This window comes from Streptomyces sp. NPDC002793 (assembly GCF_040295485.1).
Classification (GTDB): domain Bacteria; phylum Actinomycetota; class Actinomycetes; order Streptomycetales; family Streptomycetaceae; genus Streptomyces.
On sequence record NZ_JBEOVL010000021.1, the window covers coordinates 78,951 to 105,172 of the forward strand.

The window sequence follows — 26,222 nt, forward strand, 5'->3', positions numbered from 1 at the left end:
GGTGACGGTTGCCAGGAGCGGCGGAGGCGCGTCAGCCCGTCAGCGAGGCGACCAGCTCCGCCGCCTCGTTCAGCGGCGCGGTCTCGTCCGCGGTGAGCCGGGGGTCCGCCGCGCGCAGGGCGGTGGCGCGGGCGAGGGCGTCGGCCGGCACGCCGCCGTCGTCCGCGAATCCGGAGAGCAGTGCCGCCAGCAGGCCCCGCACCCGGGCGCCGGCGGTGGGCGACGGGGCGAGGGCCACCTGAGCCAGGATCAGTGACGTCATGGCCCGGTCCAGCGCGGGCGGCCCCTCGCCGGCCGTCAGCCAGTCGATCACCCGGGGGCCCTCGGGTGCCAGGATCACGTTCTCCGGGTGCAGGTCCAGATGCAGGATCCGGTCCTCGGGGTCCTGGGAGAGCCGTGGGGGGATCGCGTGCAGTTCCCGCAGGAGCAGCGCCAGCAGATCCGCCCCCTCGCCCTCGGTGACCGTGCCCGCCAGCAGCGCCTCGGCCAGTGTCGGGCCGGTCAGCCGTTGTATCACCAGGTCCGTGGGAAGCGCGCCGTCGGCCGGTGGACCGATGCGTGGGACCGGGAAGCCCGAGGCCGAGAGGTACGACATCACCGCCAGCTCACCGGTGGTGTCGATGTCGTGGCGGTAGCGGCGCAGGACCCAGGGGCCGTCGAGTGCGTACACGTCGGCGGTGCGGCCCGAGCCCAGGAGTGCGCCTATATGCATGGGGGAAAACCTACCCGCGCCGGTTCCACTCAGGGAGTCACCAGCGCATGTGAACATCCTCGGCCCAGCCCAGCAGGTGTTCCACGGCGATCTCGTCGCCGTCGTCGGTACGGATCCGGCCGTCGTAGTGCCCGAAGCACTGGTCGGTGCGGTTGGCGATCAGCCCGGCGTCCGTGCGCACGGCCCGGTTGTGGAACGGGGTGAACGTCAGGTCCACCTGGCCGGACGAGGGCGTACGGAGCGTCCAGGGGGCCATCGGGTCGGTGACGGACCACCGCCAGTCCAGCTCCTCGCCGATCTTGGTGAGCCGGCCGTCCACGCAGAGGCCGTTCTCGGTGGAGCCGGTGCCCTCGGTCCAGCGTCCGCCGAACTGGAGGCCGACCGTGTGCCCGTCCGTGCGGCCCGACGCGGCGCCCCAGTTCCAGTCGGCCGTATGCGGCCAGCGCCCGCGGCCGTGGTCCAGGACAGCCCAGGTCTCGCTGTCCTCCCCGCCGAACGTCAGGATCTCGCCGCCGATGCGTAGCCGGCCGGAGGCGGGGAGTGCGGTGTGCTTGGAGGTGTACTGGAAGCGCTGTCCGCTCCACGGCACGACCACGGAGAGCGACTCGTGTGCTTCCGGTCGGGAGACCAGGATGCCGACCTCCAGCGGCAGCCGCTCCGGAGTCAGACAGCGGGCCCGCAGCCTCGTTCCGGCGTTCTCGTCACGGATCTCGATGCGTACCTTGCCCCCGGCCGGGCGGGCGGGTCCGACGACCACGTCCTCGGAGCCCGGCGCCCCTGCGACGGTGTCGGGGAGGCGGACGCCCAGGCCGGCGGGGACGATCGAGGAGCACTCGAACTCGCGTCCGCCGGGGCCGAACTCCAGCACGTAGACGGTGTTCAGAGCCAGGAAGTCGAGGTCGCTCACGGTCAGGGCCACCAGGTGGGTAGGTGTGGTCACGCACCAGTACTCCCACCGCTTCGTCCTGCCCCAGCCTCGCAGATTGGCCCGGTGCAGCGGCTTCCTGGACCAGCCGACCGCTGCCGGGTTCAGGCTCCCGTCGGGCAGACAGAGGTCGACGGGCTCGGTGATCTCGTGCTCGTGCGTCGCCATGGCCGGAGCCTATAGCCGCGCGCCCGAGGGCTACTTGGCGTCCGAGTAGCGCTCGACGACCGCCGTGCTGAACGGGAACCGCACCGGGGTCTCCCCGAACGCGACCCGGCCGGCCAGCTCTCCGGCCTCGCGGATCGCCTCCACCACCGCGGGTGCCTCCTCGGCAGGGCAGTGCACGATCACCTCGTCGTGCTGGAAGAACACCAACTCGGCCCGCAGGCCCCCTGTGGTGAGCGTCCGGCGCAGCGCCGCCAGGAGCAGCAGTGCCCAGTCCGCGGCGCTGCCCTGGACCACGAAGTTGCGGGTGAAGCGGCCCCGCGCCCGGGCGTTCGACGAGGCGTAGCCCGGCGTGTAGCCGTAACCGCCGGGGCTCTCCCCGGCCGGGGACTCCTCGCTCTCCTGGGGGATGCCCGCCTCGCCGTCCTCGCCCGCTCCGGCGGCCGGCGGGCTCGTGCGGCCCAGCCAGGTGCGGACGAGACGGCCCTCCTCGCCGGCCTTCGCCGCGTCGTCGACGTAGGCGACGGCGTGCGGGAACCGCCGCCGCAGGGCTGCCAGGTTCTTCAGGCCGTCGCCCGAGGTCTGCCCGTAGATCGCGCCCAGCAGTGCCAGCTTGGCGTGCTCACGGTCGCCGTGGAACGCCCGGTCGGACAGCGCCTTGTAGAGATCGCCCTCGTGCCCGGCCACCTCCATCAGGCCCCGGTCGCGGGAGATCGCGGCCAGCACACGGGGTTCCATCTGGTCGGCGTCGGCCACGACCAGCCGCCAGCCCTCGTCGGCGACGACCGCCTGGCGTATCACCTTGGGGATCTGCAGCGCCCCGCCGCCGTTGGTCGTCCAGCGTCCGCTGACCGTGCCTCCCGGCTGGTACTCGGGGCGGAAGCGGCCTTCGCGCACCCAGTCCTGGAGCCAGCTCCAGCCGTGTGCCGTCCAGACGCGGTACAGCTTCTTGTAGCGGATCAGCGGCTCGACCGCCGGGTGGTCGAGCTCCTCCAACTCCCACCGCCGGGTCGACTTCACCTTGATTCCCGCCTGCGCGAACGCCTTCAGGACATCGGCCGGCAGATCGGGCCGGACCCGTCTGCCGAACGCCGCAGACACCTGCTCCGCCGCCTCGGCCAGTCTGCGGGGCTCGCCGCCGCCCGCGTAGCGCTCGCCGAGCAGGTCGTCCAGCACGTCGCGGTGCACGTCGGCGCGCCAGGGGAGCCCGGATCTGTTCATCTCGGCGGCGACCAGCATGCCCGCGGACTCGGCGGCCGTGAGCAGTCGCATCCTTTCGGGGTGCTCCGTGGCCTCGTGGCGGCGCAGCTGTTCCGCGTAGACCTGGAGCAGTGCCTCGAACGGCAGGTCGGTGCCGGAGAGCGGCTCGAAGAGGGAGGACTGGGAGCCGGGTTCGGCCGAGCGCGGAGGCGGGTCGGGTGGCACGGGCGCACGGCGCAGCCGGGCCCAGGCCGCCGCGGCTGAGCGCGGCTCCCCGAGCCGCCCTTCGTGGCCGAGCAGCAGCAGCTCGGCGCATTCGATGTCGTAGCACCGCTCGACCCGCACGCCCGCCGCGAGCAGCCGGGGATAGATCGCGGCGGTCGAACGCCAGACCCAGCGGACCACCTCGGGGCGGGCGCGGACGGACTCGACGAGGTCGGGCTCGGACAGGACGGGACCGGCGGGCAGGCCGTCGCCCGTCAGCGGCACGAGGAGTGCGCCGCTGCCTTCCGCGATGGCCAGAGCCCAACGTTCGGTCATGGGCCGAGTCTTCCACCCGGGACTGACAGCGGGCCGCGCTCGCCGGGCGGGCGTGTCCGGCCGGCGCGAGGATCGGAGTGCGGTGCGCGTGGCGCGTACCGGGACCGAGGCAGGCGGCGGAGGAGACGGTGATGGAAGCGATCGTGTACGAGGAGTTCGGCGGACCCGAGGTCCTGCGCCCGGCCGAGGTCGAGGACGTCCACCCGGGCCCCGGGCAGATCCGGGTGGAGGTCAGGGCCGCCGGGGTCAATCCGGTCGATCACAAGATCCGCAACGGCTGGATGGAGGCGGCGTTCCCCACCCCGCTGCCCGCCACACCCGGCAGCGAGTTCGCCGGGGTCGTGGCCGGGACCGGCGAGGGGGTCACGGAGTTCGCCTCCGGTGACGAGGTCCTCGGCCGGAGCTCGACCGGAGCGTACGCGGCGTACGTCCTGGCCGACGTGGGAGCGGTGGCGCCCAAGCCGGAGGGGCTGGGCTGGGCGGAGGCCGCCGCGCTGCCCGTCGCGACCCTGACCGCCGCTCGGGTGCTCGACGAGCTCGCGGTGGCCGCGGGCGAGACCCTGCTGGTGCACGGGGCGTCCGGCGCCGTCGGGTCCGCCGCCGTCCAGCTGGCCGCGGCCAGGGGCGCCACCGTCGTCGGAACCTCCTCACCGGCCAACCACGACTATCTGCGTGTGCTCGGCGCGGTCCCGGTGGCGTACGGGGACGGACAGGTGGACCGCGTGAGGGAGGCCGCACCGCAGGGCGTGGACGCGGTGTTCGACGCGGCGGGCAAGGGCGCGCTGGCGGATTCGGTGGAGCTGCGCGGCGGCACCTCCGACCGCATCGTCACCATCGCCGACCCGGACGCCGCCCGGTACGGGGTGGCCTTCTCGGCGGGCGGTGGGAGCCACCCGGACGAGGGCAGGCGGCTCGCGGAGTACGCGGAGGCGGCGGCGGTGGGCGGCCTGCGCATTCGTGTCGAACGTACCTTCGCCCTGCGTGACGCTGCGCGGGCCCAGGAGCTGAGCGAGGCCGGCCACGTGCGCGGCAAGCTCGTCCTGCTCCCCGGGGAGCGCTGAACGCCAGGTCGTTACCCTGGCCTGATGGAATCGGTGATCGACCGGGCGTGCGCCGCGGCCCTGTACGCGGACGACGACGCGGGCCTGGACACCGGCGCGTCCCTCCTCGCCGCGGACCCGTCCGCCGACGAGGAGCTGCACCTCCGGGGCGAGGAGTTCGTCCGGCGGGCCTGGACACGGGGCTGGCAGCCCGCCGATGTCGTACGGACCGTCCGGCGTGAGCTGGACGACACCGGTGCCTCGCTCGCCGCGGCGCTGATCACGACGGAGACGGCACGGTACGGGCAGCTGCCGGCGCGCTGGGCGGACCAGCTCGACGCCCTGCCCGCCGCGGCGGCGCGCAACAGGCCGGACCGCTTCACGTACGCCTCGGCGCTCCTGGAGCTGTACCGGCTGCTGCTGCGACTCCCGGTCATCGAGCCGGTCGGGCCGCCCCCCGGCACCGTCGCCGACGCCCCGTCCCGGCCGCCGGCCCCGGGCGAACCCCGCATGCTCACCAGGATCCGGGCGCTGCTGGCCAAGGCCGAGGCGACGGGATTCCCCGAGGAGGCCGAGGCGCTCACCACCAAGGCGCAGGAGCTGATGGCCCGGCACAGCATCGACGAGGCGCTCCTCGCCGCCCGTACACACAGTGCCGACGAGCCCGGGGCGGTCCGGATCGGGGTCGACGCCCCCTACGAGAGCGCGAAGGCCGTCCTGCTCGACTCCGTCGCCTCGGCGAACCGCTGCCGTGCCGTGTGGAACAGCGATCTCGGCTTCACCACGGTCGTGGGTTTCGAGCCGGACCTGGAGGCGGTGGAGCTCCTGTTCACCTCCCTGCTGGTGCAGGGCACCACCGCGATGACGAAGGCCGAGGCCGGACAACGGGCCGGCGGGCGTAAGCGGACCAAGACCTTCCGGCAGTCCTTCCTGATGGCGTACGCCCAGCGGCTCGGCAGCCGTCTCGCGGCGGACACCGCGCGGATCACCGCCGAGGCGGGTTCGGAGTCCGGCCCCGGAGGCAGCGGCGACACCGGGGCGCTGCTGCCGGTCCTGGCGGCCAGGGACGTCGCCGTCACCGGCACCGCCGACCGGATGTTCCCGAAGACCACCACGACCCGGCTGCGCGGGGCGACGGACGCGGAGGGCTGGACCCACGGCACGGCTGCGGCGAACCGGGCCAGAATGGGCGGAAGCGGGCCCGAAATCCGCCGTTAGGTCGGCTGGGCGTCATAAGTCGGGCTTGTCGGTGAATCCGGTTACGCTCGGTCCATGAGCTGGCTCCGGGCGCTGAAGGAGACCGCCCGCTCGGGGCTGACGATCGAGCGGCGGCGCCTCGAACCGCTCATCGCGATCCGCGGCGCCGCGGGTCTCGCCCTCGTCGTGGGGGTGAGCCTGGCGCTCTTCGGGCCGGTGATCGCCGCCGGCTCCGCGTTCGGCGCGTTCCAGGCGGCCATCGCGACCTTCCAGCGCAGCTGGCGCCCCCGGCCCGTGCTCGCCCTGGTCTCCGGGGCCAGCCTGGCCGTGTCGACCTTCGTCGGCTACGTCACCGTGTCCCACACCCTGCTGTTCCTGGCCCTGCTCATCCTCTGGACGTTCACCGCGGGGATGGCCTGGGCGGCCGGCCCGACGGGCGGGATCATCGCGGGCTCCAACGTGGCGATCATGCTGGTCACGATCACCCTGCCCACCTCCGTCGCCGACGCCGCCGCCCACGCCGCGATGATGGCGTTCGGCGGGCTCGTGCAGGCCGCGCTGATCGTGCTGTTCCCGGTCCGCCGATGGGGTGCCCAGCGCGACGCGCTCGCCGACGCCCTGGCGGGCGAGGCCGACTACGCCCGCCGGCTGCGGCACGACCCGGTCGCACCCTTCGACCCCGTACCGCTGATGACCGCGCGCAACGCCGCCGCCGTCACCCCCCGCCAGGCCCGCCGCCGCCCCGCCGACCTGCACGGTGCGCGCGGGGTCGCCGAGCGGCTGCGGCCGGTGCTCGCCTCGTTGGCCGATCCCGCGCTGGGAGTCCCGGCCGAGGGCCCCGAGCGCTACTGGGCGCGGGAGATCCTCGGCGCCGCCGGCTCCCTGCTGGACTCGGCGGCCCGGGCGGTGCGCCAGGGGGACCCCGTGAGGCTGGACGAGACGGCGCTGTCCGTGCTGAAGTCCCCCGACACCGAGGTCATCCTCACCGGCCCGCCCCGCCGAGCCGCCGAACGGCTCGCCTCGCTGCTCGCCGATGTCATCGAGATCGCCGAGGGAACGGGCACGGACGACCGGACGCCCGGCGAACCGCTCGTCCCGCACCGCCGCAGACCCACACTGCTGAAGCTGGTCCCCGTCGTCCACGGCTCCATGCGCCGTGAACTGCGCCGGGGGTCGACGATCCTGCGGCACGCGGTCCGGGTGTCGGCGGTGGCCGCGGCGGGTTACCTCCTGGGGGCGGTGCTGCCGTTCGGCCACGGCTACTGGGCGCCGATGACCGCGGTGATGGTGATGCGCCCGGAGTTCACCCAGACGTACTCGCGGTCCGTGGCCCGCTTCCTGGGCACCGTGCTCGGCGTCGCCGTGGCCACCGGCATCGTGCAGACCGCCCACCCGAACGCGGAGCTCTCCGCCGTGCTCGCCGTCGTCAGCGCCGCGCTGATGTACCTGCTGATGCGCACCGGATACGCGGTCGGTCAGGTCTGCGTGTCCGCCTACGTCGTCTTCCTGCTCGGCATGGCGGGCGACGACTGGTCGCAGACCGTTCCCGAACGGGTGGTGCTGACCCTCATCGGCGGGATCCTCGCGATGGTGGCGTACGCCGTCTACCCGGCCTGGGAGACCCCGCGGCTGCGCGACCGGCTGGCCAACTGGGTCGTCACCGACGGGCGTTACGCGGCCACGGTCCTCGACAGATACGCCGACCCCGCGTCCAGGAGCCTGGAGGACGTGCGCGCCGCTCTGCTCACCACACGGGAGGCCCGCGTCGCCTGGCAGGAGGCGCTGGAGACGGCCCAGCACGAGCCCGTGCGCCACCGGGGCATCTCCCGGACCTCCGCGGCGGACGCCCACGCCGCGCTCGCCCAGTTCGGCCGGGTCGCGATGCTCATGGAGGCCCACCTGCCCGCCGCGTCCGCCACCCCCCTGCCCGAGGCCGCCGGGCTGGCCGATGCCCTGCGCCGTGCCACCGAGGAGGGCGCCAAGGCGGTGCGCGAACGCCGGGTCCCGGACTGGCGGCCGGTGAAGGAGGCGCTGGCGCGCCGGGACGCCGCCCCCGGACCCCCGCCCGACCCCTTCGTCCGCAACGGGGCCACGCTGCTGCTCCACGCCCTGGAGGACTTCTCGCGGGCCCTGGAGATCAGCAGCGGGCGGGCGTAGGGCGGGGCCTGGTGTCAGAGGGCGGGGACCTCGGGCGGTCCCGTCGGCAGCGTGGAGGCATCGGTCCTGGCCAGGGAGTCTTCGGCCCCGGCGTTCCAGGCGATGACCAGGGTGTCGCCGTCGTTGGACTCGACGGTTCCCGTGGTGCGGTCGGTGTTCCCGTCCAGGCACTTCAGCGCGAGCGTCGCCCTGCCCGTCCCCTTCACCTCCCCCTGACAGATGTGCTGGCCCGCGGCGAGGGCCACCTTGCCCGACGTGACCGAGAGGACGACGGGTACGTCGCCGGACGTGCCCGTCCAGGTGCCTTCGAGCGCCTTCGCGGCCGCGCCCCCGGACTCGCCGCCCTCGCCTCCGGCTGCGGGCGGGGTGCTCCGCGCGGTCTCCGGTCCGGCGCCCCCGGCCTTCTCCGCGGCAGGTTCGTCACCGCCGCAGGCGGTCAGCGCGAGCGAGGCGAAGAGAGTGGCTGCGACAAGAGCAGAGGAGCGCGGAAGCCTGTCCATATGAAGTTCCCCCTAGTGGATTCACGGCCGGAAGACCGCGCCAAGCTACCAGGGGTGAACGGAACAACTCGGGGTAGTGGGAGCCACATTGGTGTTCCGTTCGTCTGTTCCTCATAGAGGGGGAGGAAGGGTGAACGGATGGGTGGTTGGATCGGCGTAAACCTGTAATCGCGTGCGCACCCGGCGTGCACGTGCATCTGCTCATGCATTGGCATATGAACACAGCTATGATCCGAGCTAGTTGACATTTGCACCTTGCAACTCGGGGAGCGTCCTGTGCACCACGTGTACAACGGCATGGCGGCCACAGAGCTTCGCGGGGTCGTCTGGCAGAAGAGCAGACACAGCAACTCCCAGGGTTCATGCGTGGAGTTCGCGAAACTGCCCGGCGGGAATGTGGCGATGAGGAACTCGCGCCACCCCGACGGGCCCGCGCTGGTCTATACGCCGGCGGAGATCGAGGCACTGCTGCTGGGCGTCAAGGACGGGGAGTTCGACCACCTGGCCGCAGGCGGCTGAGGGCGCGGCGGCCCCGCGCCCTACCGCAGGCGGTCAGGGAAGGTGTCGACGGCGACGGGGCGCTCCGGCGCCGCGTGCTCCGTAAGCCGGAACAGCGCCCAGACCACCTTGCCGAGGCCCCCGTCGGGCGGCGTGGAACCGGCCGGTACGGGGGAGGGGTGCCAGCCCCAGCTGTCGCTGAACGACTCCACGAGGAAGAGACCCCGGCCGGACTCCGCCGAATCCGGCGCCTGACCCGCGACGGGCCCCTTCTCGCTGGGGTCGCGCACCGCGCACACCAGGCGTGAGGTCCATCGCATCAGGTGCAGCCGTACGCAGCGGTCCTGGAGCTCCCGCGCGGCGTCGGCCGGGAGGGCGTGCCGCAGCGCGTTGGTGACCAGCTCGGACACGACCAGGGCGACATCGTCGAAGCGTTCGTCCAGGTCCCAGGAGTTCAGCGTCGTACGGGTGAATCGACGTGCCCCGCCCACCGCTTCGTACCGGGCCGGCAGGGTGCAGTAGGCCGAACCGGCGATCGCCGAGAGGTCGATGGGGGGAAGCCCCTGCCGTAACGGCTCGAGCATCGTCGATCCATTCGTCCCCATACGAGGCACTCCCGGGATTCGCGGCTGTAGCGGCACTGCTTCTGGCGGGCACTGCGGGTACAGCGGCACAACACGAACGAGCACGCAGGTGCGCGAGGACCATGGTTCCCAATGCGCAGGGCAGATGCAAGGGCAGATGCACGTGCACGCGCGCGATGCGCCCGATAACGTGCCGGTTCGGACTCATTTCTTCCGCTTCACAGTTCTGAAGCTTTCCGAAAGTCTTTCCGTCTCTGTAATCGAATGAGTACGGGCTGAAGCGTTTTGATGGCAGAATCCGCCTCCGGGGTTCGGGGGAACCCCGGAGTACGGGAAGCGACGGGGAGGGTTGGGAAGCCAGTGTCGGCAGGCGAGTCGAGTGGTTCTGTGGTGCGGCGCATCCTGCTGGGCTCACAGCTCAGGCGTCTGCGTGAGTCGCGCGGCATTACCCGTGAGGCGGCCGGCTACTCCATCCGCGCCTCCGAATCGAAGATCAGCCGCATGGAGTTGGGACGGGTGAGCTTCAAGGCCAGGGACGTCGAGGACCTGCTCACGCTGTACGGAGTCACGGACGAGGCGGAGCGCGATTCGCTCCTGGGCCTGGCGCGTGAGGCCAATGTGGCGGGCTGGTGGCACAGTTACGGAGACGTGCTACCCGGCTGGTTCCAGACGTATATCGGTCTGGAGGGAGCGGCCTCGCTCATCCGGATCTACGAAGTCCAGTTCGTCCACGGCCTGTTGCAGACCGAGGCGTACGCCCATGCCGTCGTCGTGCGAGGCATGCCCGGTGCGCCGGCGGCCGAGATCGACCGCAGGGTCGCCCTGCGTCTGGCGCGTCAGAAGGCGCTCGTCTCCGAGAGCGCGCCCCGCTTCCACGCCGTGCTCGACGAGGCGGCCCTGCGCCGTCCGTACGGCGGGCGCGAGGTGATGCGTGCCCAATTGCGGCATCTGATCGATATGTCGGAGCAGCCGAACATCACGCTTCAGGTCATGCCCTTCAGTTTCGGCGGTCATGCCGGCGAGAGCGGGGCATTCACGATGCTGCGCTTCCCGGAATCCGATCTGTCGGACATCGTCTATCTGGAGCAGCTGACAAGTGCGCTCTATCTGGACAAGGCGGAGGAAGTCGCCCAGTACGAAAAGGCCATGGACCGGCTCCACAAGGACAGTCCGGGGCCCGAGGAGAGCCGGGATCTTCTCCGGGGACTCCTTCAAATGACGTGATTCGCCAGTACGATGACCAACCAACAGGAGTCTGCGCCTGCAGTAAGGGATTGCATGTCCTTCCCCAGTGAACTGGCCCGCCAGTACATCGACGGCGAGTGGCTGACCGGCAACGGTGCGTGGGACATCATCGATATCAATCCCTACAACGGCGAAAAGCTCTGTTCCGTGACCGTGGCCACCGCGGCGGAAGTCGACCTCGCCTACAGGGCTGCCGAACGCGCGCAGCGGGAATGGGCGACGGTCAGCCCTTATGCGCGTCGGACCGTTCTGGAGAACGCTGTGCGGCTCGTCGGGGAACGCAGCGGCGAAATCATCGAGCTGATCATCGATGAACTCGGCGGCACCCGGGCGAAGGCGGAATACGAGGTGCGCGCCGCGCAGGAGTTCCTGCGTGAAGCGGCCGGGCAGGCGATCCGCCCGGTGGCGCGGCTGCTGCCCTCCGTCGCCGAGGGCAAGGAGAACCGGGTGTACCGGATGCCCGTCGGGGTCGTGGGCGTGATCAGCGCCTTCAACTTCCCCTTCCTGGTGACGGTGAAGACCGTCGCGCCCGCGCTCGCGCTGGGCAACGCCGTCGTGGTGAAACCCCATCAGAACGCCCCGGTCGCCGGTGGTGGGCTGGTGGCCCGGATCTTCGAGGACGCGGGCCTGCCCGCCGGGCTTCTCAACGTCCTGATCACCGACAGTGCCGAGATCGGCGACTCCTTCATCCAGCACCCCGTGCCCAAGGTGATCTCCTTCACCGGGTCGGACCGGGTCGGCCGCCATGTCGCGGCCGTCGCCGCCGGGCAGCTCAAGAAGACGATCCTCGAACTGAGCGGCAACAGCGCCCTGGTCGTGCTGGAGGACGCCGACCTCGGCCACGCGGTCCGGGCGGCCGTCTACAGCCGCTTCCTGTTCCAGGGGCAGGTCAGCATGGCCGCCAACCGCATCCTGGTGGACCGGTCGGTGGAGAGGGAGTTCACCGAGCGGTTCACGGCAGCGGTGTCCGCGCTCCCGGCGGGCGACCCGCGCGACCCTGACACCCGGATAGGCCCGGTCATCAGCGCGTTCCAGGCAGAGGCGCTCACCGCGCTGGTCGACGGGGCGATCGAGTCCGGCGCCACCGCGCTCGTGCGGGGCCGCACGCGCGGCAACCTCGTGGAGCCGACCGTGCTGACCGGGCTGCCCGAGGGGTCACCGCTCCTGGAGCAGGAGATCTTCGGCCCCGTCGCGTTGCTCGTGCCGTTCGACGGGGAGGACGACGCCGTGCGCCTGGTCAACGACAGTCCTTACGGGCTGAGCGGCGCCGTCCACACGGCGGACGGTGAGCGGGGCGTGCGCTTCGCCCGGCGCATCAGGGGCGGCATGTTCCACGTCAACGGCGCCACCGTGCAGGACGATCCGGCGGTCGCGTTCGGAGGCGAGAAGAGGTCCGGCATGGGGCGGCTGAACGGCGAGGCCGCCGTCGAGGCGTTCACCACGCGGAAGTGGATCTCGGTGCAGCACGGGCGAACGGTCTTCCCCTTCTGACTCCCACTCCGGCTCCCTTCCGGTCTGCGGCCGCTGTTCCGTCCTCGCCGGGGGAGGCGGGCTACCCTGGTCGAAGTCGCGCACATGGGGTGGTTGGAATGTCGGCGATCCGTCTCCTGGTCCTCGGTGCCGTGCGTCAGCACGGCCGGGCGCACGGCTATCAGGTGCGCAACGACCTGGAGTACTGGGGCGCGCACGAGTGGTCCAACGCCAAGCCCGGATCGATCTACCACGCGCTCAAGCAGATGGCGAAGCAGGGACTGCTGATCGCCCATGATGTCGCCCCGTCCACGGCCGGCGGCCCGCCCCGCACCGAGTACGAGATCACCGGTGCCGGCACCCGGGAGTTCTTCACCCTGCTGCGGGCCTCGCTGACCTCGTACGACCAGAGCATGGACGTGCTCTCGGCCGGCGTCGGCTTCATCGTCGACCTGGAGCGGGCCGAGGTGCTGGGACTCCTGCGGCAACGCGTCGCCTCCATCGAGGGCTGGCGCGCCGCGGTCACGGAGCGCTGGACGCCGGAGGACGGTCCCGAGTCGATCGGCCACATCGGCGAGATCATGAACATGTGGGTGCATACGGCGGACGCGGGTGCCGAGTGGACCCGAGGCCTGATCGAGCGCATCGAGGCGGGGGCGTACACCTTCGCGGGTGAGGGCGCCCCCTTCGTCGGAGTGCTCGCCGAAGGGCAGGAGAATCCGCACGCCACCGGGATCCCCGACCCCGAGGATTCCCCCTGATCACAGGGGACGGAGCGCGCGCTCGCAGTCCTCTCCCCGGGGTTCGGCCGCCGGCGCGTCAGTGGTGGAAGGCGGTCCGTGCTCCCGGATCCCGGTCCAGCGGGTGCTGCTGGGCGCGGAGTTCGGGCAGGAGCCCGCGCAGGTCGTCCAGCAGCAGCTCCGCGAGGTCCGAGGAGAAGCCGTTACGGCAGACGACGCGCAGCACCGAGAGGTCCTGCCGGTTGGCGGGAAAGGTGTAGGCGGGCACCAGCCAGCCGCGCTCCCGCAGCCGCCTCGACACGTCGAAGATGTCGTACGCCCGCACCTCGGGCGTCGTCGTCACCGCGAACACCGGGAGTTCGTCACCCCTGGTCAGCAGTCGGAAGTCGCCCAGGGTCCCGAAACCCGTGGCGAGCCGGCGCGCGATGTCCCGGGACGCCTGTTGCACGGCCCGGTAGCCCTCCCGGCCCAGCCGCAGGAACGTGTAGTACTGCGCCACCACCTGCGCGCCGGGGCGGGAGAAGTTCAGCGCGAAGGTCGGCATGTCGCCGCCGAGGTAGTTGACCCGGAAGACCAGCTCGTCCGGAAGCTCGGCCGGTGAACGCCACAGGGCCCAGCCCACACCCGGGTAGACCAGGCCGTACTTGTGTCCGGAGGTGTTGATCGAGGACACCCGGGGCAGCCGGAAGTCCCACACCAGGTCCGGGTCGAGGAACGGCGCCACCATCGCCCCGGACGCCCCGTCCACATGGACCGGGATGTCGAGCCCGGTGCGCTCCTGGAGGTCGTCCAGCGCCGCGCAGAGGTCGGCGATCGGCTCGTAGGAACCGTCGAAGGTGGAACCGAGGATGCCGACCACACCGATGGTGTTCTCGTCGCACAGCTCGGCCGCCGCCTGCGGGTCGAGATGGAAGCGTGCGCCCTCCATCGGGACCTGGCGGGGCTCCACCTCCCAGTACGTGCAGAATTTCTCCCAGCAGACCTGCACGTTGACGCCCATGACCAGATTGGGCCGGGCGGTCGCCGGATAGCGGTCGGAGTTCCTGGCCGACCAGCGGCGCTTCAGTGCCATCCCCGCCAGCATGCAGGCCTCGCTGGAGCCCGTGGTCGAGCAGCCCACCGTGGACGTCGGGTCGGGGGCGTTCCAGAGGTCGGCGAGCATCGCGACGCAGCGCCGTTCCAGCTCGGCGGTGCGCGGGTACTCGTCCTTGTCGATCATGTTCTTGTCCCGGCACTCGCTCATCAGCACACCGGCCTGGGGTTCCATCCAGGTGGTGACGAAGGTGGCGAGGTTGAGCCGGGAGTTCCCGTCGAGCATCAGCTCGTCGTGGACGAGGCGGTAGGCGGTCGAGGGCGGCAGAGGGCCGTCCGGGAGCTGGTGCGTCGGCGGTGCCGCGACCATGGGCGCGGTCGGATCGGCCTCCCCGAAGAACGGGTTGAGGGCCAGCCTCCGGTGCTCGTCGGACGGAGCGGCCCTGCCGTGCGAACCCTGGTGGAGCGGCATCGTCGGTCGTCCCCTCAGTTCCCGGCCGCGAGTCCGGCCTTGATGGCCCGGGTGAACTTCACGACACGCTCGGCCTGGACGCGTGCGGCGGTCAGGGTCTGTTCGGCGACCGGGATGTCGCCCTGCCCCGAGACGTGGGAGGTGCCGTACGGATTGCCGTCGACGAACTTCGAGGGGTCCGTGTAGCCGGGCGGGACGAGGATGCCGCCGAAGTGGTAGATCGTGTTGTACAGAGCCAGCAGGGTGGACTCCTGGCCGCCGTGTGCGGTGCTGCTGGCGGTGAAGCCGCTGTAGACCTTGTCGGCGAGCTGCCCCGCCTGCCAGAGGCCGCCCAGGGTGTCGAGGAACTGTTTGAGCTGGGCGGTGACGTTGCCGTACCGGGTGGGCGTACCGAAGATCACCGCGTCCGCCCAGACCATGTCGTCCGGTGAGACCTCGGGGATGTCGGCGGTCGCCTTCGCGTGCTCGGCCCACGCCGGATTGGAGTTGACGGCTGCCTGCGGGGCGAGCTCGGCGGCCTTGCGCAGACGGACCTGCGCGCCCGCGTTCTCGGCGTCCTTCGCCAGGGCCTTGGCGATCGTGGAGACGGTGCCGGTGGAGGAGTAGTAGATGACGGCGACGTTGACGGACGTGGTCATGCGGAGACCTCCGGGACAGGAGCGGCGAGAAGAGGAGAGCACCTCCTGCGGAAAGCTTTGCCCTGGTTCGTCCGGTGTGCATCCTTGCTTACGCCAGTGGAACCCAGCGGTCCGTCGCAGCGTTGATAGCTTGGGGCGGCCACGCAGCCGCGCACACCGACCAACCTGGAGCCCGGACCCTTGAATACGCTTGCGCTCGGCCCGAGCTGGCTGGACCCGGATTATCTGCTCAACACCTTCGGGCTCCCCGGCCTCCTGCTCATCGTGTTCGCCGAGTCGGGACTGCTCATCGGCTTCTTCCTGCCCGGTGACTCCCTGCTGTTCACCACCGGCCTTCTGGTGACCACGGGCGATCTGAAGTACCCGCTGTGGCTGGTCTGCGTCCTGGTCGCCCTGGCGGCGATCATCGGCGACCAGGTCGGCTATCTCTTCGGCCGCAAGGTGGGGCCGGCCCTCTTCAAGCGCCCGGACTCCCGCCTCTTCAAGCAGGAGAACGTCGAGAAGGCTCACGAGTTCTTCGAGAAGTACGGCCCGAAGTCGCTGGTGCTGGCCCGCTTCGTGCCCGTCGTCCGGACGTTCACGCCGATCATCGCCGGTGTGAGCCGGATGGACTACCGCTCGTTCATCACGTTCAACATCATCGGCGGCATCCTCTGGGGTGTCGGGGTGACGGTGCTCGGCGCGGCCCTCGGCAAGATCGATTTCGTGCACGAGAACATCGAGATGATCCTCATCCTGATCGTGCTGGTCTCCGTGCTGCCGATCGTGATCGAGTTCCTGCGGGCCCGCAGCAAGTCGAAGAAGGAAGGCGCCGCGCAGCAGAGGAACGGCCAGGATCCCTCGGACGGCGGCCCCGGAGCGGTCGACGCCGGCCAGGACCCCGCCTCCCAGCGGTACGCCGGTGACCAGGCGGCCCCGTACGACGCCGGTCGTTTCGACGGCCCGTACGGCACCGGCCAGGGAGCTCAGCACGACGACGGCCGGCCGGGTCAGTACGGCAACGGCCCGTACGGCAACGGCCAGCAGGCGCAGCCGGGGCAGTACGGGAGCGACCAGGGCGGTCAGCAGAGCGGCGCCCAGTACGGTGCCGCGTACGGAAACCAGTACGGCGGCGCCCCGTACGGCGGTGCCCAGGGCGGCCCCCAGTACGGCAGCCCCCAGGGTGGCGCCCAGTACGGCACTGCCCAGTACGGCAACGGACAGGGCGGCGGCCAGTACGGCGAGAGCCAGGGGCAGTACGGCGGCGGTCAGGGTCAGTACGGCGCGGGCCAGGGCGGTCAGTACGGCGGCGGTCAGGGCGGTCAGTACCCCGGCGGTCAGGGGCAGCACGGCGCGGACCAGGGTCAGTACGGCGCGGGCCAGGGCGGTCAGTACCCCGGCGGCCAGGGCGGCGCTCCGTACGGCAACGGCCAGGCGGATCAGTACGGCGCCGTGGACCAGGGCGTCCCGTACGGCAACGGCGGCCAGGGCGCGCAGTACGGCAACGGTCAGGCCGCCCCGTACAACGGCGCGCACGACGGCCGGTACGGCGGCACCGCCCAGCCCGGCCCGTACGCCGACGGCCAGGAGGACGACCCGGGTCAGCACGGCTGGCAGAACAGGCGCTGACCCGCTCCCGCACGCACCGACGGAGCCCCGGCCCCCTCCGGCATTCGCCGAGGGGGCCGGGGCTCCGTTCACGTGCCGGAGGCCGTCAGAAGCCGCGGGTCCGCTTGGCCGCCCGGCGGGACGCGCCCTCGACCGCGCCCGGTACCCGCATGAAGAGCCGGGAGATCTCGCTCCCCAGATTGACCCCGATGGCGATGGCCAGGGCCGTGGCGACCGCCGTGGACAGCGAGGTGAGCCCGGTGTCGACCTCGTTCTGCGCGACACCCAGCAGACCGAAGTACGTCGCCGAACCGGGCAGCAGCGGACCGATCGCTGCCGTGATGTAGGGCAGCGACGAGCTGTAGTGGTAGCGCGAGAACAGCTGGCCGAAGAGCCCCACCAGACCGGCCGCGACCGCCGTCGCCGCCACGGGTGAGATGCCGCCCTCGCGGGCCATCGCCCCGTAGATGACCCAGGCCACACCACCGTTGAGGGTGACCGCGAGCACGGTGGAACGTTCCTGCTGGAGCAGGATCGCGAAGGCCAGGGTGAGGGTCATCGAGACCAGGATCTGGAGCACCGGCCGGTCGTTGGGCACGAAGCGCGCCTCCGGATTGAGCTCGGCGCCGAGCTGGACCCCCAGATAGAGCATCAGCAGCACACCGGCCACGATGCCGATGAAGAAGTACATGACCTCCAGGAGCCGGGCCCCTGCGGTGATGTAGTAGCCGGTCAGCCCGTCCTGCACCCCGGCGACGAGGGCCCGCCCCGGCAGCAGCGCGAACAGTCCACCGGTGATCACCGCGGATGGCCGCACGTCCGTCGAATGGGTCAGGGTCAGCGCGATGCCCATCGCGGCCGGGGGCATGGCGGCGGCCGTGAACTGGTAGAACTCCGGCAGCCCGCGTCCGGCGCAGAGCCAGGCCAGCCGGTCGCCGAGCATGGCGCCCGCCGCAGCCACGATGAAGACGAGCACACCACCGCCGACCAGCACCGACGCCGAGCCGGCGAGCAGACCGGCGGCGGCCGTCAGCACCCAGCCGGGGTACGGGTGCCGGTTACGGCGGATCTCGGCCAGGCGCCGGTAGGCCTCCTCCAGCGAGACCTCGACGTGCTCCGCCGTGGTGATGTCGTCGATCAGCCGGAACACGGCCGCCAGCCGGGTGTAGTCGGTGCCCCGGCGGCGTACGGTGCGGCTCGCCGTCACGGGGTCGTCGACCAGCGACGGCTGGTACGAGATGGACAACAGGGTGAAGGTGACCGTCGGCTCGGAGCGGTCGAGCCCGTACGAACGCGTCACCGCGAACATGGCGGCCTCGACGTCCTCGGCGCCCTCGCCGCCCGCGAGGAGCAGCTCCCCGATACGCAGCGTCAGGTCGAGCACGCGCGGTACGGCGGGGCCCGATTCGTCGGTCCGCTGCACGCTCTCGGGCGCCGGACGCTCCGTCACCGGCATGCGCAGCATCGTGCGCATCCGGTCCTGCCAGGGGGCTTCCTTGGTCAGCCGGACCATCGGGATGCCGTGCGCGGGAGTGAACGCGGGTGGATGCTGCTGGGCGTTGTACCCGCTCGGCGGGACGAAGGCGGAGGCGATCGCGTCGGACCCCGGACCGGGAGCGGAAGCGGAACCGGCGCCGGAGCCCGTCGGCGCCGACGGGTCGGTGTGCAGACCGGCCGGAAGGGCGAATTCCGACGTCGGATGGTCGTCCTCGGACGGAGCCGCCGGCTGCTCCACACCGGCGGGCGGGACGAAGGCGCTGCGTGCCTCGTCGGACTGGGGCTTCTGGTCCTCGGGACCGCCCTGTTCCGCCACCACTCGACCTCGTTCCTCCGCGACCGCTCGTTACGGGAGCGCTTCTGCCCAGTATGGACACGGACATGAGCCGCCACACGCAACGGGCGGCGCACCCTGAACGTGCGCCGCCCGTTGTCCGTACGGTCAGCGGGGCCGCTCGGCCCCATGCGCCGCGATCCGCGCTGTCCCGCACGTAAGCGGAAGCAGGCGGAAGCCGGAGGGTTGTGACGTCAGTGCTTGCCGCCCTGCGCCTCGAGACGCTTGTACGAGGCCTCGATCTCGGCCTCGGCCTCGGTGCGGCCGACCCAGTCGGCGCCCTCGACGGACTTGCCGGGCTCCAGGTCCTTGTAGACCTCGAAGAAGTGCTGGATCTCCAGGCGGTCGAACTCCGACACGTGGTGGATGTCGCGCAGGTGCTCCACCCGGGGGTCGGACGCCGGGACGCACAGCAGCTTGTCGTCGCCGCCGGCCTCGTCCGTCATACGGAACATGCCGATGGCGCGGCACTTGATGAGGCAGCCGGGGAACGTCGGCTCCTCCAGGATGACCAGCGCGTCCAGCGGGTCGCCGTCCTCGCCGAGGGTGTTCTCGACGAAACCGTAGTCCGCCGGGTAGCTGGTCGAGGTGAAGAGTCGACGGTCCAGACGGATCCGACCGGTCTCGTGGTCCACCTCGTACTTGTTCCGCGAACCCTTCGGGATCTCGATAACGACGTCGAACTCCACGGGTGGCTCCTCCATGATCAACACATACGACTGGTGGTTAAGTGTCCCTCACGCAGATGAGTGCTCGCGAAAGGGGCTGGTCAACGGTGGCCGAGCCGGTGGAGAGACCGACGGACGAGCCGTTGAACCGGTGGGGCAGGTGGAAAGCCCCGAAATATCTGAAGCGCGGGAACGGACGGGACGACCTGCGGCTCGTCGCAGGCTCCGCGGTGCTCGGCCTGGTGGTCGCCGCCGGTGCCGTCCTGGCCGCCGGTCCCTGGGACACCGGTCAGCGTAAGGCCGAGCGGGACCGGGTGGCCGTCCAGCAGCGCGCAGGTGGCGCACATCACGACGGATCCGCGCCCGAAGGCCCGCAGTCCGCCCCTCGCGCCCCCGCCGTCCTGAGCGCCCTCGGCGCCACGGCCGGCCGCACGGCCCCGGCGGGCACGAGCACACTGGAGGCGGCACTCGAACCCCTGCTGGACGCGCCCGCCCTCGGCGGCGTACGCACCGCCGTGGTCGTCGACGCGGCCACCGGCAAGCAGGTGTACGCACGGGGCGCGTCGACCCCCATGACGCCCGCGTCCACGGTGAAGATCGCCACGGCCGCCGCCGCGCTCTCCGCGCTCGGCCCGGACCACCGCATCGCGACGACGGTCACGCTGTCCCCGGACTCCGGGACGCTCACCCTCGTCGGCGGCGGCGACCCCACCCTGGACAAGGCGGCCCTGCGCGCCCTGGCCGCCACCGCGGCGCGTTCCCTGCGCGACGGCGGAAAGGCGGCGGTGCGGCTGGTGTACGACACCTCGCGCTACTCCGGTCCGGCACTTCACCCCATCGGCCCCAACGAGAACATCGCGCCCGTCAGCGCGCTCATGGTCGACGAGGGCCGCCTCGACAAGAGCGACCGGGGGCCGGCGCCCCGCACCGGCGACCCCGCCGGGGACGCCGCGCGCACCTTCGCGGATCTCCTCGACGAGGCGGGTGTCGTCACCCGGTCCGCTCCCACCTCCGGGCGGGCCCCGGCCGGAGCCCGGACGGTGGCGACCCACCTGTCGAAGCCGCTCTCCGCCTTGGTGGAACGGGCCCTCACGAACAGCGACAACGACATCGCCGAGGCCCTGGCCCGGCAGACCGCGCTGAAGGCCGGGGAGCCGGCCTCCTTCGCCGGGAGCCGCCGGGCCGTGACCGCCCGGCTGAAGGCGCTCGGCCTGCCCCTGACCGGCGCCCGCCTCGCGGACGGCAGCGGTCTCGACCGCGCGGACAAGGTGACGGCAGGTCTCCTGGCCCAGCTGCTCGCGCTCGCCGCGGGACCGGACCACCCCGAGCTCCGTCCCGTGCTCACCGGCCTTCCCGTCGCGGGATTCAGCGGCACGCTCGGTCACCGTTACACCGCGACGTCCCCGGCGACCGGCCTGATCAGGGCCAAGACGGGCACCCTCACCGGGGTGAACAGTCTCGCCGGAACCGCGGTCGACGCGCGGGGCCGGCTGCTGGCCTTCGCCTTCCTGGCCACGGGCACCACATCCCCGGCCGAGGCGGAGGCGTCGCTCGACACCCTGGCCACCACCCTCGTCGCAGACGCCCACTGAGCGGCTGACACCCCACCAAGGAGCGGCCACCTCACGTACGGTTGACGCATGACGAGCATCGGTGGTGCCGAGATGGTCGACTGGAATCTCGCGGTCGCGACCGCGACCCGCTTCGTGCGGCCGGGGCCCGAGATCAGCCGCGAGGAGGCCCGCGCCGTCGTCGCGGAGCTCCGCAGGCATGCCAAGGCCTCGGAGGAGCACGTCCGTTCGTTCACCCGGATGATCCCGGACGGGCACGAACCCGAGGACACCCCGGTCCTGATCGTCGACCGGGCCGGCTGGATCAGGGCCAATGTCGCGGGCTTCCGTGAACTGCTGAGCCCGCTGCTCGGGAAGATGCAGGACCGCCGGGGCGGCGGCCCGGGCAACGCCGTGCTCGGCGCGGTCGGCGGCAAGGTGACCGGCGTCGAACTGGGCATGCTCCTGTCGTTCCTGTCCTCCCGGGTCCTCGGGCAGTACGAGACCTTCGCCCCGGCCGGCCGAGAGCTCCCCGCGTCCTCCCAGGGGGGCGGCAGGCTCCTCCTGGTCGCACCCAACATCGTCCACGTCGAACGCGAACTCGAGGTCGACCCGCACGACTTCAGGCTCTGGGTGGCCCTCCACGAGGAGACGCACCGCACCCAGTTCACCGGCGTGCCCTGGCTCCGTGACCACCTGCGGGGCGAGATCCAGTCGTTCCTCGACGAGACCGACGTCGACCCGATGACCGTGCTGGAACGCCTCCGCGAGGCCGCACAGGCGTTCTCCGGAGGCAGCCGCCCCGAGGGCGAACAGGGCGAGGAGGGTGACAACGGCGGGCGCAGCCTCGTCGAGATCGTCCAGACGCCCTCCCAGCGCGAGATCCTGGGCCGCCTCACCGCCGTGATGTCCCTGCTCGAAGGGCACGCGGACTTCGTGATGGACGGAGTGGGCCCCGATGTGGTGGGGTCCGTCGCCGAGATCCGGGAGAAGTTCCAGCAGCGCAGGGCGCGCGGCGCGAGCCGGCTGGACCTGGCGCTGCGCAAGCTCCTGGGGCTCGACGCCAAGCTGCGGCAGTACCGCGACGGTGAGAAGTTCGTCCGGGCCGTGGTGGACGAGGTCGGTATGGACGGCTTCAACCGGGTGTGGACCTCGCCCAACACCCTGCCCACCAAGGCCGAGATCGCCGCGCCGGCGGACTGGGTGGCGCGGGTGCACCGTAAATCGGATTCGTGATCCTGGCCGGTCCGAGGGCAGAGGATTGCCTCTCCAATCACCCATCCGAGGGACCATAGGGGCATGGGAAGGCGTGCAATGCTCGATGAACAGCTTGGCTCTGTCACCATCGACGCACTCTGAGTGACGGGACTCCGTCCTGCGCGCTCCGAGGCACCCCCCAGAACTCCACCCGAAGGGCACCGGACATGGGTCCCCATCCTGCGGTCGCGGCGATACGCCTGGCGGTCCGCCGCGTACTCCACGACGTCGTCGCCGAACACAACCGTCACACCGAACAGGCCGGCCGCGCCGAATTCGCCGAAGCCGGGACGGGGGGGCGGCGTGCCGCGCTTCCCGAACGGCCCGACACCCCGCTGGTGCTCGTCGCGTGCTCCGGGGGCGCCGACTCGATGGCTCTCGCCTCCGCCCTCGCCTTCGAGTCGCGCAAGCTGCCGGTCCGTGCCGGTGGCATCACCGTCGACCACAACCTCCAGCCCGGCTCCGGACTCCGCGCCGACGAGGTCGTCTCCCGGCTCGCCGCGATGCGGCTGGACCCGGTCGAGGCCGTCGCCGTGCGGGTGGGCCGTGACGGCGGGCCCGAGGCCGCCGCCCGTGATGCCCGTTACGCCGCCCTGGACGCCGCCGCGGAACGCCACGGCGCCGCCGCCGTCCTCCTCGGCCACACCCGTGACGACCAGGCCGAGACCGTCCTGCTGGGCCTCGCCCGCGGTTCGGGCATCCGCTCGCTCTCCGGGATGGCCGCCGCCTCGGGCCCGGCGGGCCGCTACCGCCGCCCCTTCCTCCAGCTCGACCGGCAGACCGCCCGCAAGGCCTGCCTCGTGCAGTCGATCCCCGTCTGGGACGACCCCCACAACATCGACCCGGCGTACACCCGCTCCCGCCTGCGCCACGAGGGTCTGCCCGCCCTGGAGAAGGCGCTGGGCAAGGGCGTCGTGGAAGCCCTCGCCCGTACGGCGCAGCTCTCCCGTGACGATGCCGACGCCCTCGACACCTGGGCCGCCGAGGCCGCCCGGTCGGTCCGAGACGACGCCGGACGGCTGGAGTGCGTCAAGCTCTCCGTCCTGCCGCCGGCCGTACGCCGCCGGGTGCTGCGCCGGGCCGTCATCGACGCCGGATCCCCCGCGGGTTCGCTCTTCGCCCGCCACGTCGAGGAAGTCGACCGGCTCATCACCGGCTGGCACGGCCAGGGCGCCATCAACCTGCCCGGCCGCGTCGAGGTGCGACGTCAGGGTGGCAGACTGGTGATTCGGCAGAGCTGAAGCGCAAGCGGCTGAAGTGCAGGCGAAACGCCGGTCCGGCCCGGGGAACACTTCCGGGTCCGGCAGGGCAGAGAAAGAGACGCGGGTGAACGAGAAGGACATGGGCACCGACCTTCAGTCGGTGCTCCTCACCAAGGAAGAGATCGACGCGAAGCTCGTCGAGCTGGCAGCGAAGATCGACGCGGAGTACGCGGGCAAGGACCTGCTCATCGTCGGCGTGCTCAAGGGCGCGGTGATGGTCATGGCGGACCTGGCGCGCGCGCTGTCCACCCCCGTCACCATGGACTGGATGGCCGTCTCGTCGTACGGCGCAGGCACCCAGTCCTCGGGCGTCGTCCGGATCCTCAAGGACCTCGACACCGACATCAAGGGCAAGCACGTCCTGATCGTCGAGGACATCATCGACTCCGGGCTCACGCTGTCCTGGCTGCTGACCAACCTCGGTTCCCGCGAGCCCGCGAGCCTGGAGGTCTGCACGCTTCTCCGCAAGCCGGACGCCGCGAAGGTCGCGATCGACGTGAAGTGGGTCGGCTTCGACATCCCCAACGAGTTCGTCGTCGGATACGGACTGGACTACGCGGAGAAGTACCGCAACCTTCCCTTCGTCGGTACGCTCGCTCCCCACGTCTACGGAGGCTGACGGGACCGCCACGGCGGTACCCGGCCCAACCGGGCCGGACTCCCGGGAACCCTCGTGGCGTTCGGGCCGTTGGAGCCTTCGAAGACGGGTTTGTCGGACCTCCCCTGCGGTCACGGGTGACAATGCTGGGGTACCGTCCGAAGAACAGTCTTTTCTCACAGCAGCATTTACCTACGGGCAGGAGGGACGGGGCGACTTCGCTCCGTATGGATGGACGTGAAGCGATACTTCCGTGGGCCGGTCATGTGGATCGTGCTGGCCGTCCTCGCCGTGGTCGTGTTGATGCAGGTCGTCGGCTCGTCCGGCGGCTACAAGACGGTGGACACCGGCAAGGTGATCCAGGCGATCAGCAAGAACCAGGTGGAGCAGGCCAAGCTGACCACCGGTGACGAACAGATCCTGAAGATCGAGCTGAAGGACAAGCAGAAGCTCGAAGGCGAGTCCGGCAGTAAGTTCCAGGCGAGCTACATCGGCAACCAGGGTGTCGAGCTCGCCGACACGCTGCAGCAGAAGTTCGAGAGCGGTGACATCGAGAAGGGTTACACCGTCTCGCCGTCGAAGCAGTCCCCGTTCGTCTCGATCCTTCTCTCGCTGCTGCCCTTCGTCCTGATCGTGGTCGTGTTCCTGTTTCTGATGAATCAGATGCAGGGCGGCGGCTCCAAGGTCATGCAGTTCGGCAAGTCCAAGGCCAAGCTGATCACCAAGGACACGCCGAAGACGACGTTCTCCGATGTGGCGGGCTCGGACGAAGCCGTCGAGGAACTGTACGAGATCAAGGAATTCCTCCAGGAGCCGGCGAAGTTCCAGGCCGTCGGCGCCAAGATCCCCAAGGGCGTCCTGCTGTACGGGCCGCCCGGTACGGGTAAGACGCTGCTCGCCCGCGCCGTCGCCGGCGAAGCGGGCGTCCCGTTCTACTCGATCTCCGGTTCCGACTTCGTCGAGATGTTCGTCGGTGTCGGTGCCTCCCGTGTCCGTGACCTCTTCGAGCAGGCCAAGGCGAACGCTCCGGCGATCGTCTTCGTCGACGAGATCGACGCCGTCGGACGGCACCGCGGTGCTGGCATGGGCGGCGGTCACGACGAGCGCGAGCAGACGCTCAACCAGCTGCTCGTCGAGATGGACGGCTTCGACGTGAAGGGCGGCGTCATCCTGATCGCCGCCACGAACCGGCCCGACATCCTGGACCCGGCGCTGCTGCGTCCGGGACGCTTCGACCGGCAGATCGCGGTCGACCGGCCGGACATGCAGGGCCGTCTGGAAATCCTCAAGGTGCACCAGAAGGGCAAGCCGGTCGCGGAGGACGTCGACCTCAACGCGGTCGCCCGTCGTACGCCCGGCTTCACCGGTGCCGACCTGTCGAACGTGCTGAACGAAGCGGCGCTCCTCACGGCGCGCAGCAACAAGAAGCTGATCGACAACCACATGCTCGACGAGGCCATCGACCGCGTCGTGGCGGGCCCGCAGAAGCGGACCCGGATCATGTCCGAGAAGGAAAAGAAGATCACCGCGTACCACGAGGGCGGACACGCCCTGGTCGCGGCGGCCTCACCCCAGTCGGACCCGGTCCACAAGATCACGATTCTCTCCCGCGGCCGCGCCCTCGGTTACACGATGGTGCTCCCGGAAGAGGACAAGTACTCCACGACGCGCAACGAGATGCTCGACCAGCTGGCGTACATGCTGGGCGGGCGCGCGGCCGAGGAGCTGGTCTTCCACGACCCGACGACCGGCGCTGCGAACGACATCGAGAAGGCCACCGCAACGGCCCGCGCGATGGTCACGCAGTACGGCATGACCGAGCGACTCGGTGCGATCAAGTTCGGTGGAGACAACACCGAGCCGTTCGTGGGCCGGGAGATGGGCCACCAGCGCGATTACTCGGAAGAGGTCGCGGCGCTCGTCGACGAAGAGGTCAAGAAGCTCATCGAGACCGCGCACAACGACGCGTGGGAAATCCTCGTCGAGAATCGCGACATCCTCGATGCCCTGGTCCTTGAGCTCCTCGAGAAGGAGACGCTCAACAAGGAGCAGATCGCCGAGATCTTCGCCCCGATCGTGAAGCGCCCGGCTCGCCCGGCGTGGACCGGTTCCGCCCGGCGTACCCCGTCGACGCGTCCGCCCGTGCTCTCTCCCAAGGAGCTGGCCCTGACCAACGGCGCTGCCAATGGTTCGGCCACCCCGGAGATCGCTCCGACGGACATCACGAAGAACACCGGCACCTCCACGGAGGCCCTCCCCGAGGACCGCCCCGAGAGTTAGCCCCTGCCCGACCCGGTGTGTCCCCTGTCACGGGGTCTCCACCAGGCCCGGAATGGATGCCGCGCCCCCCAGGT

General features: G+C 71.0%; 22 protein-coding genes. 13 read left to right on the forward strand and 9 right to left on the reverse strand.

Annotation, left to right across the window (positions count from 1 at the left end; all coding sequences use genetic code 11):
* Positions 1 to 31: 31 nt before the first annotated feature.
* The 3 genes from ABT001_RS21405 to ABT001_RS21415 are packed head-to-tail and all read right to left on the reverse strand — an operon-like array spanning position 32 to position 3,542.
* Positions 32 to 712, reverse strand: coding sequence for a phosphotransferase (locus ABT001_RS21405; protein ID WP_351279750.1), 681 nt, complete (start codon positions 710 to 712; stop codon positions 32 to 34).
* A 37-nt stretch (positions 713 to 749) separates the two neighbouring features.
* Positions 750 to 1,805 (reverse strand): DUF2804 domain-containing protein, encoded by a 1,056-nt coding sequence (locus tag ABT001_RS21410; RefSeq protein WP_351279753.1) that lies wholly within the window; start codon positions 1,803 to 1,805, stop codon positions 750 to 752.
* A 30-nt stretch (positions 1,806 to 1,835) separates the two neighbouring features.
* On the reverse strand, positions 1,836 to 3,542 hold the full coding sequence (locus tag ABT001_RS21415; protein WP_351279755.1) for a bifunctional 3'-5' exonuclease/DNA polymerase: 1,707 nt from the start codon (positions 3,540 to 3,542) through the stop codon (positions 1,836 to 1,838).
* 131 nt (positions 3,543 to 3,673) lie between these two features.
* Here ABT001_RS21415 and ABT001_RS21420 point away from each other — a divergent pair, with 131 nt between their 5' ends.
* The 3 genes from ABT001_RS21420 to ABT001_RS21430 are packed head-to-tail and all read left to right on the forward strand — an operon-like array spanning position 3,674 to position 7,936.
* Positions 3,674 to 4,603, forward strand: a complete 930-nt coding sequence (locus ABT001_RS21420; protein WP_351279758.1) for an NADP-dependent oxidoreductase — start codon at positions 3,674 to 3,676, stop codon at positions 4,601 to 4,603.
* Positions 4,604 to 4,627: 24 nt separating this feature from the next.
* Positions 4,628 to 5,800, forward strand: a complete 1,173-nt coding sequence (locus ABT001_RS21425) for a DUF2786 domain-containing protein (RefSeq protein ID WP_351279761.1) — start codon at positions 4,628 to 4,630, stop codon at positions 5,798 to 5,800.
* A 54-nt stretch (positions 5,801 to 5,854) separates the two neighbouring features.
* On the forward strand, positions 5,855 to 7,936 hold the full coding sequence (locus tag ABT001_RS21430; protein ID WP_351279763.1) for an FUSC family protein: 2,082 nt from the start codon (positions 5,855 to 5,857) through the stop codon (positions 7,934 to 7,936).
* A 14-nt stretch (positions 7,937 to 7,950) separates the two neighbouring features.
* On the opposite strand, the gene ABT001_RS21435 is transcribed toward ABT001_RS21430, so the two are convergent.
* The gene (locus ABT001_RS21435; protein WP_351279765.1) at positions 7,951 to 8,436 is read right to left on the reverse strand and encodes a hypothetical protein; all 486 of its coding nucleotides are present in this window, start codon (positions 8,434 to 8,436) and stop codon (positions 7,951 to 7,953) included.
* A gap of 276 nt (positions 8,437 to 8,712) precedes the next feature.
* Between ABT001_RS21435 and ABT001_RS21440 the strand changes: the two genes are divergently transcribed.
* Complete coding sequence (locus tag ABT001_RS21440) at positions 8,713 to 8,955, forward strand: DUF397 domain-containing protein (protein ID WP_033296523.1); 243 nt, start codon at positions 8,713 to 8,715, stop codon at positions 8,953 to 8,955.
* 20 nt (positions 8,956 to 8,975) lie between these two features.
* Here ABT001_RS21440 and ABT001_RS21445 read toward each other — a convergent pair whose 3' ends face one another.
* Positions 8,976 to 9,518, reverse strand: a complete 543-nt coding sequence (locus ABT001_RS21445) for an ATP-binding protein (protein WP_351279768.1) — start codon at positions 9,516 to 9,518, stop codon at positions 8,976 to 8,978.
* A gap of 360 nt (positions 9,519 to 9,878) precedes the next feature.
* On the opposite strand from ABT001_RS21445, the gene ABT001_RS21450 reads away from it, so the two are divergent.
* From ABT001_RS21450 to ABT001_RS21460, 3 genes are all read left to right on the forward strand, one after another.
* Complete coding sequence (locus tag ABT001_RS21450) at positions 9,879 to 10,742, forward strand: Sco1979 family transcriptional regulator (protein WP_351279771.1); 864 nt, start codon at positions 9,879 to 9,881, stop codon at positions 10,740 to 10,742.
* Positions 10,743 to 10,796: 54 nt separating this feature from the next.
* Complete coding sequence (locus ABT001_RS21455; RefSeq protein ID WP_351279773.1) at positions 10,797 to 12,254, forward strand: aldehyde dehydrogenase family protein; 1,458 nt, start codon at positions 10,797 to 10,799, stop codon at positions 12,252 to 12,254.
* Positions 12,255 to 12,352: 98 nt separating this feature from the next.
* Complete coding sequence (locus tag ABT001_RS21460) at positions 12,353 to 12,994, forward strand: PadR family transcriptional regulator (protein ID WP_351279776.1); 642 nt, start codon at positions 12,353 to 12,355, stop codon at positions 12,992 to 12,994.
* A 58-nt stretch (positions 12,995 to 13,052) separates the two neighbouring features.
* Here the strand turns inward: ABT001_RS21460 and gad are convergent, their stop codons facing one another.
* A complete protein-coding gene (gene gad / locus ABT001_RS21465; RefSeq protein ID WP_351279779.1) occupies positions 13,053 to 14,477 on the reverse strand; it encodes a glutamate decarboxylase in 1,425 nt (474 codons plus the stop codon).
* Positions 14,478 to 14,491: 14 nt separating this feature from the next.
* Positions 14,492 to 15,115 carry an NAD(P)H:quinone oxidoreductase type IV gene (gene wrbA / locus ABT001_RS21470; RefSeq protein WP_351279782.1) on the reverse strand — a complete coding sequence of 208 codons (624 nt, stop codon included), beginning with the start codon at positions 15,113 to 15,115 and terminating at the stop codon, positions 14,492 to 14,494.
* Positions 15,116 to 15,295: 180 nt separating this feature from the next.
* Between wrbA and ABT001_RS21475 the strand changes: the two genes are divergently transcribed.
* Positions 15,296 to 16,723, forward strand: coding sequence for a DedA family protein (locus ABT001_RS21475; protein ID WP_351279785.1), 1,428 nt, complete (start codon positions 15,296 to 15,298; stop codon positions 16,721 to 16,723).
* Positions 16,724 to 16,808: 85 nt separating this feature from the next.
* Here ABT001_RS21475 and ABT001_RS21480 read toward each other — a convergent pair whose 3' ends face one another.
* A complete protein-coding gene (locus ABT001_RS21480) occupies positions 16,809 to 18,518 on the reverse strand; it encodes a threonine/serine exporter family protein (protein WP_351279788.1) in 1,710 nt (569 codons plus the stop codon).
* A gap of 209 nt (positions 18,519 to 18,727) precedes the next feature.
* Positions 18,728 to 19,222 carry an inorganic diphosphatase gene (locus ABT001_RS21485; protein ID WP_104786950.1) on the reverse strand — a complete coding sequence of 165 codons (495 nt, stop codon included), beginning with the start codon at positions 19,220 to 19,222 and terminating at the stop codon, positions 18,728 to 18,730.
* Positions 19,223 to 19,308: 86 nt separating this feature from the next.
* Here ABT001_RS21485 and dacB point away from each other — a divergent pair, with 86 nt between their 5' ends.
* The 5 genes from dacB to ftsH all read left to right on the forward strand — a co-directional run bounded on the left by dacB (position 19,309) and on the right by ftsH (position 26,148).
* Positions 19,309 to 20,793, forward strand: a complete 1,485-nt coding sequence (dacB, locus tag ABT001_RS21490) for a D-alanyl-D-alanine carboxypeptidase/D-alanyl-D-alanine endopeptidase (protein ID WP_351279881.1) — start codon at positions 19,309 to 19,311, stop codon at positions 20,791 to 20,793.
* A gap of 48 nt (positions 20,794 to 20,841) precedes the next feature.
* Positions 20,842 to 21,987 carry an Rv3626c family coenzyme F420 biosynthesis-associated protein gene (locus ABT001_RS21495; RefSeq protein ID WP_351279791.1) on the forward strand — a complete coding sequence of 382 codons (1,146 nt, stop codon included), beginning with the start codon at positions 20,842 to 20,844 and terminating at the stop codon, positions 21,985 to 21,987.
* Positions 21,988 to 22,175: 188 nt separating this feature from the next.
* Positions 22,176 to 23,249 (forward strand): tRNA lysidine(34) synthetase TilS, encoded by a 1,074-nt coding sequence (tilS, locus tag ABT001_RS21500; RefSeq protein WP_351279794.1) that lies wholly within the window; start codon positions 22,176 to 22,178, stop codon positions 23,247 to 23,249.
* Positions 23,250 to 23,349: 100 nt separating this feature from the next.
* Entirely contained in the window at positions 23,350 to 23,889 is a 540-nt protein-coding gene (gene hpt / locus ABT001_RS21505) for a hypoxanthine phosphoribosyltransferase (RefSeq protein ID WP_014155504.1), read from the forward strand.
* 210 nt (positions 23,890 to 24,099) lie between these two features.
* Entirely contained in the window at positions 24,100 to 26,148 is a 2,049-nt protein-coding gene (gene ftsH / locus ABT001_RS21510; protein WP_351279797.1) for an ATP-dependent zinc metalloprotease FtsH, read from the forward strand.
* Positions 26,149 to 26,222: the final 74 nt, after the last annotated feature.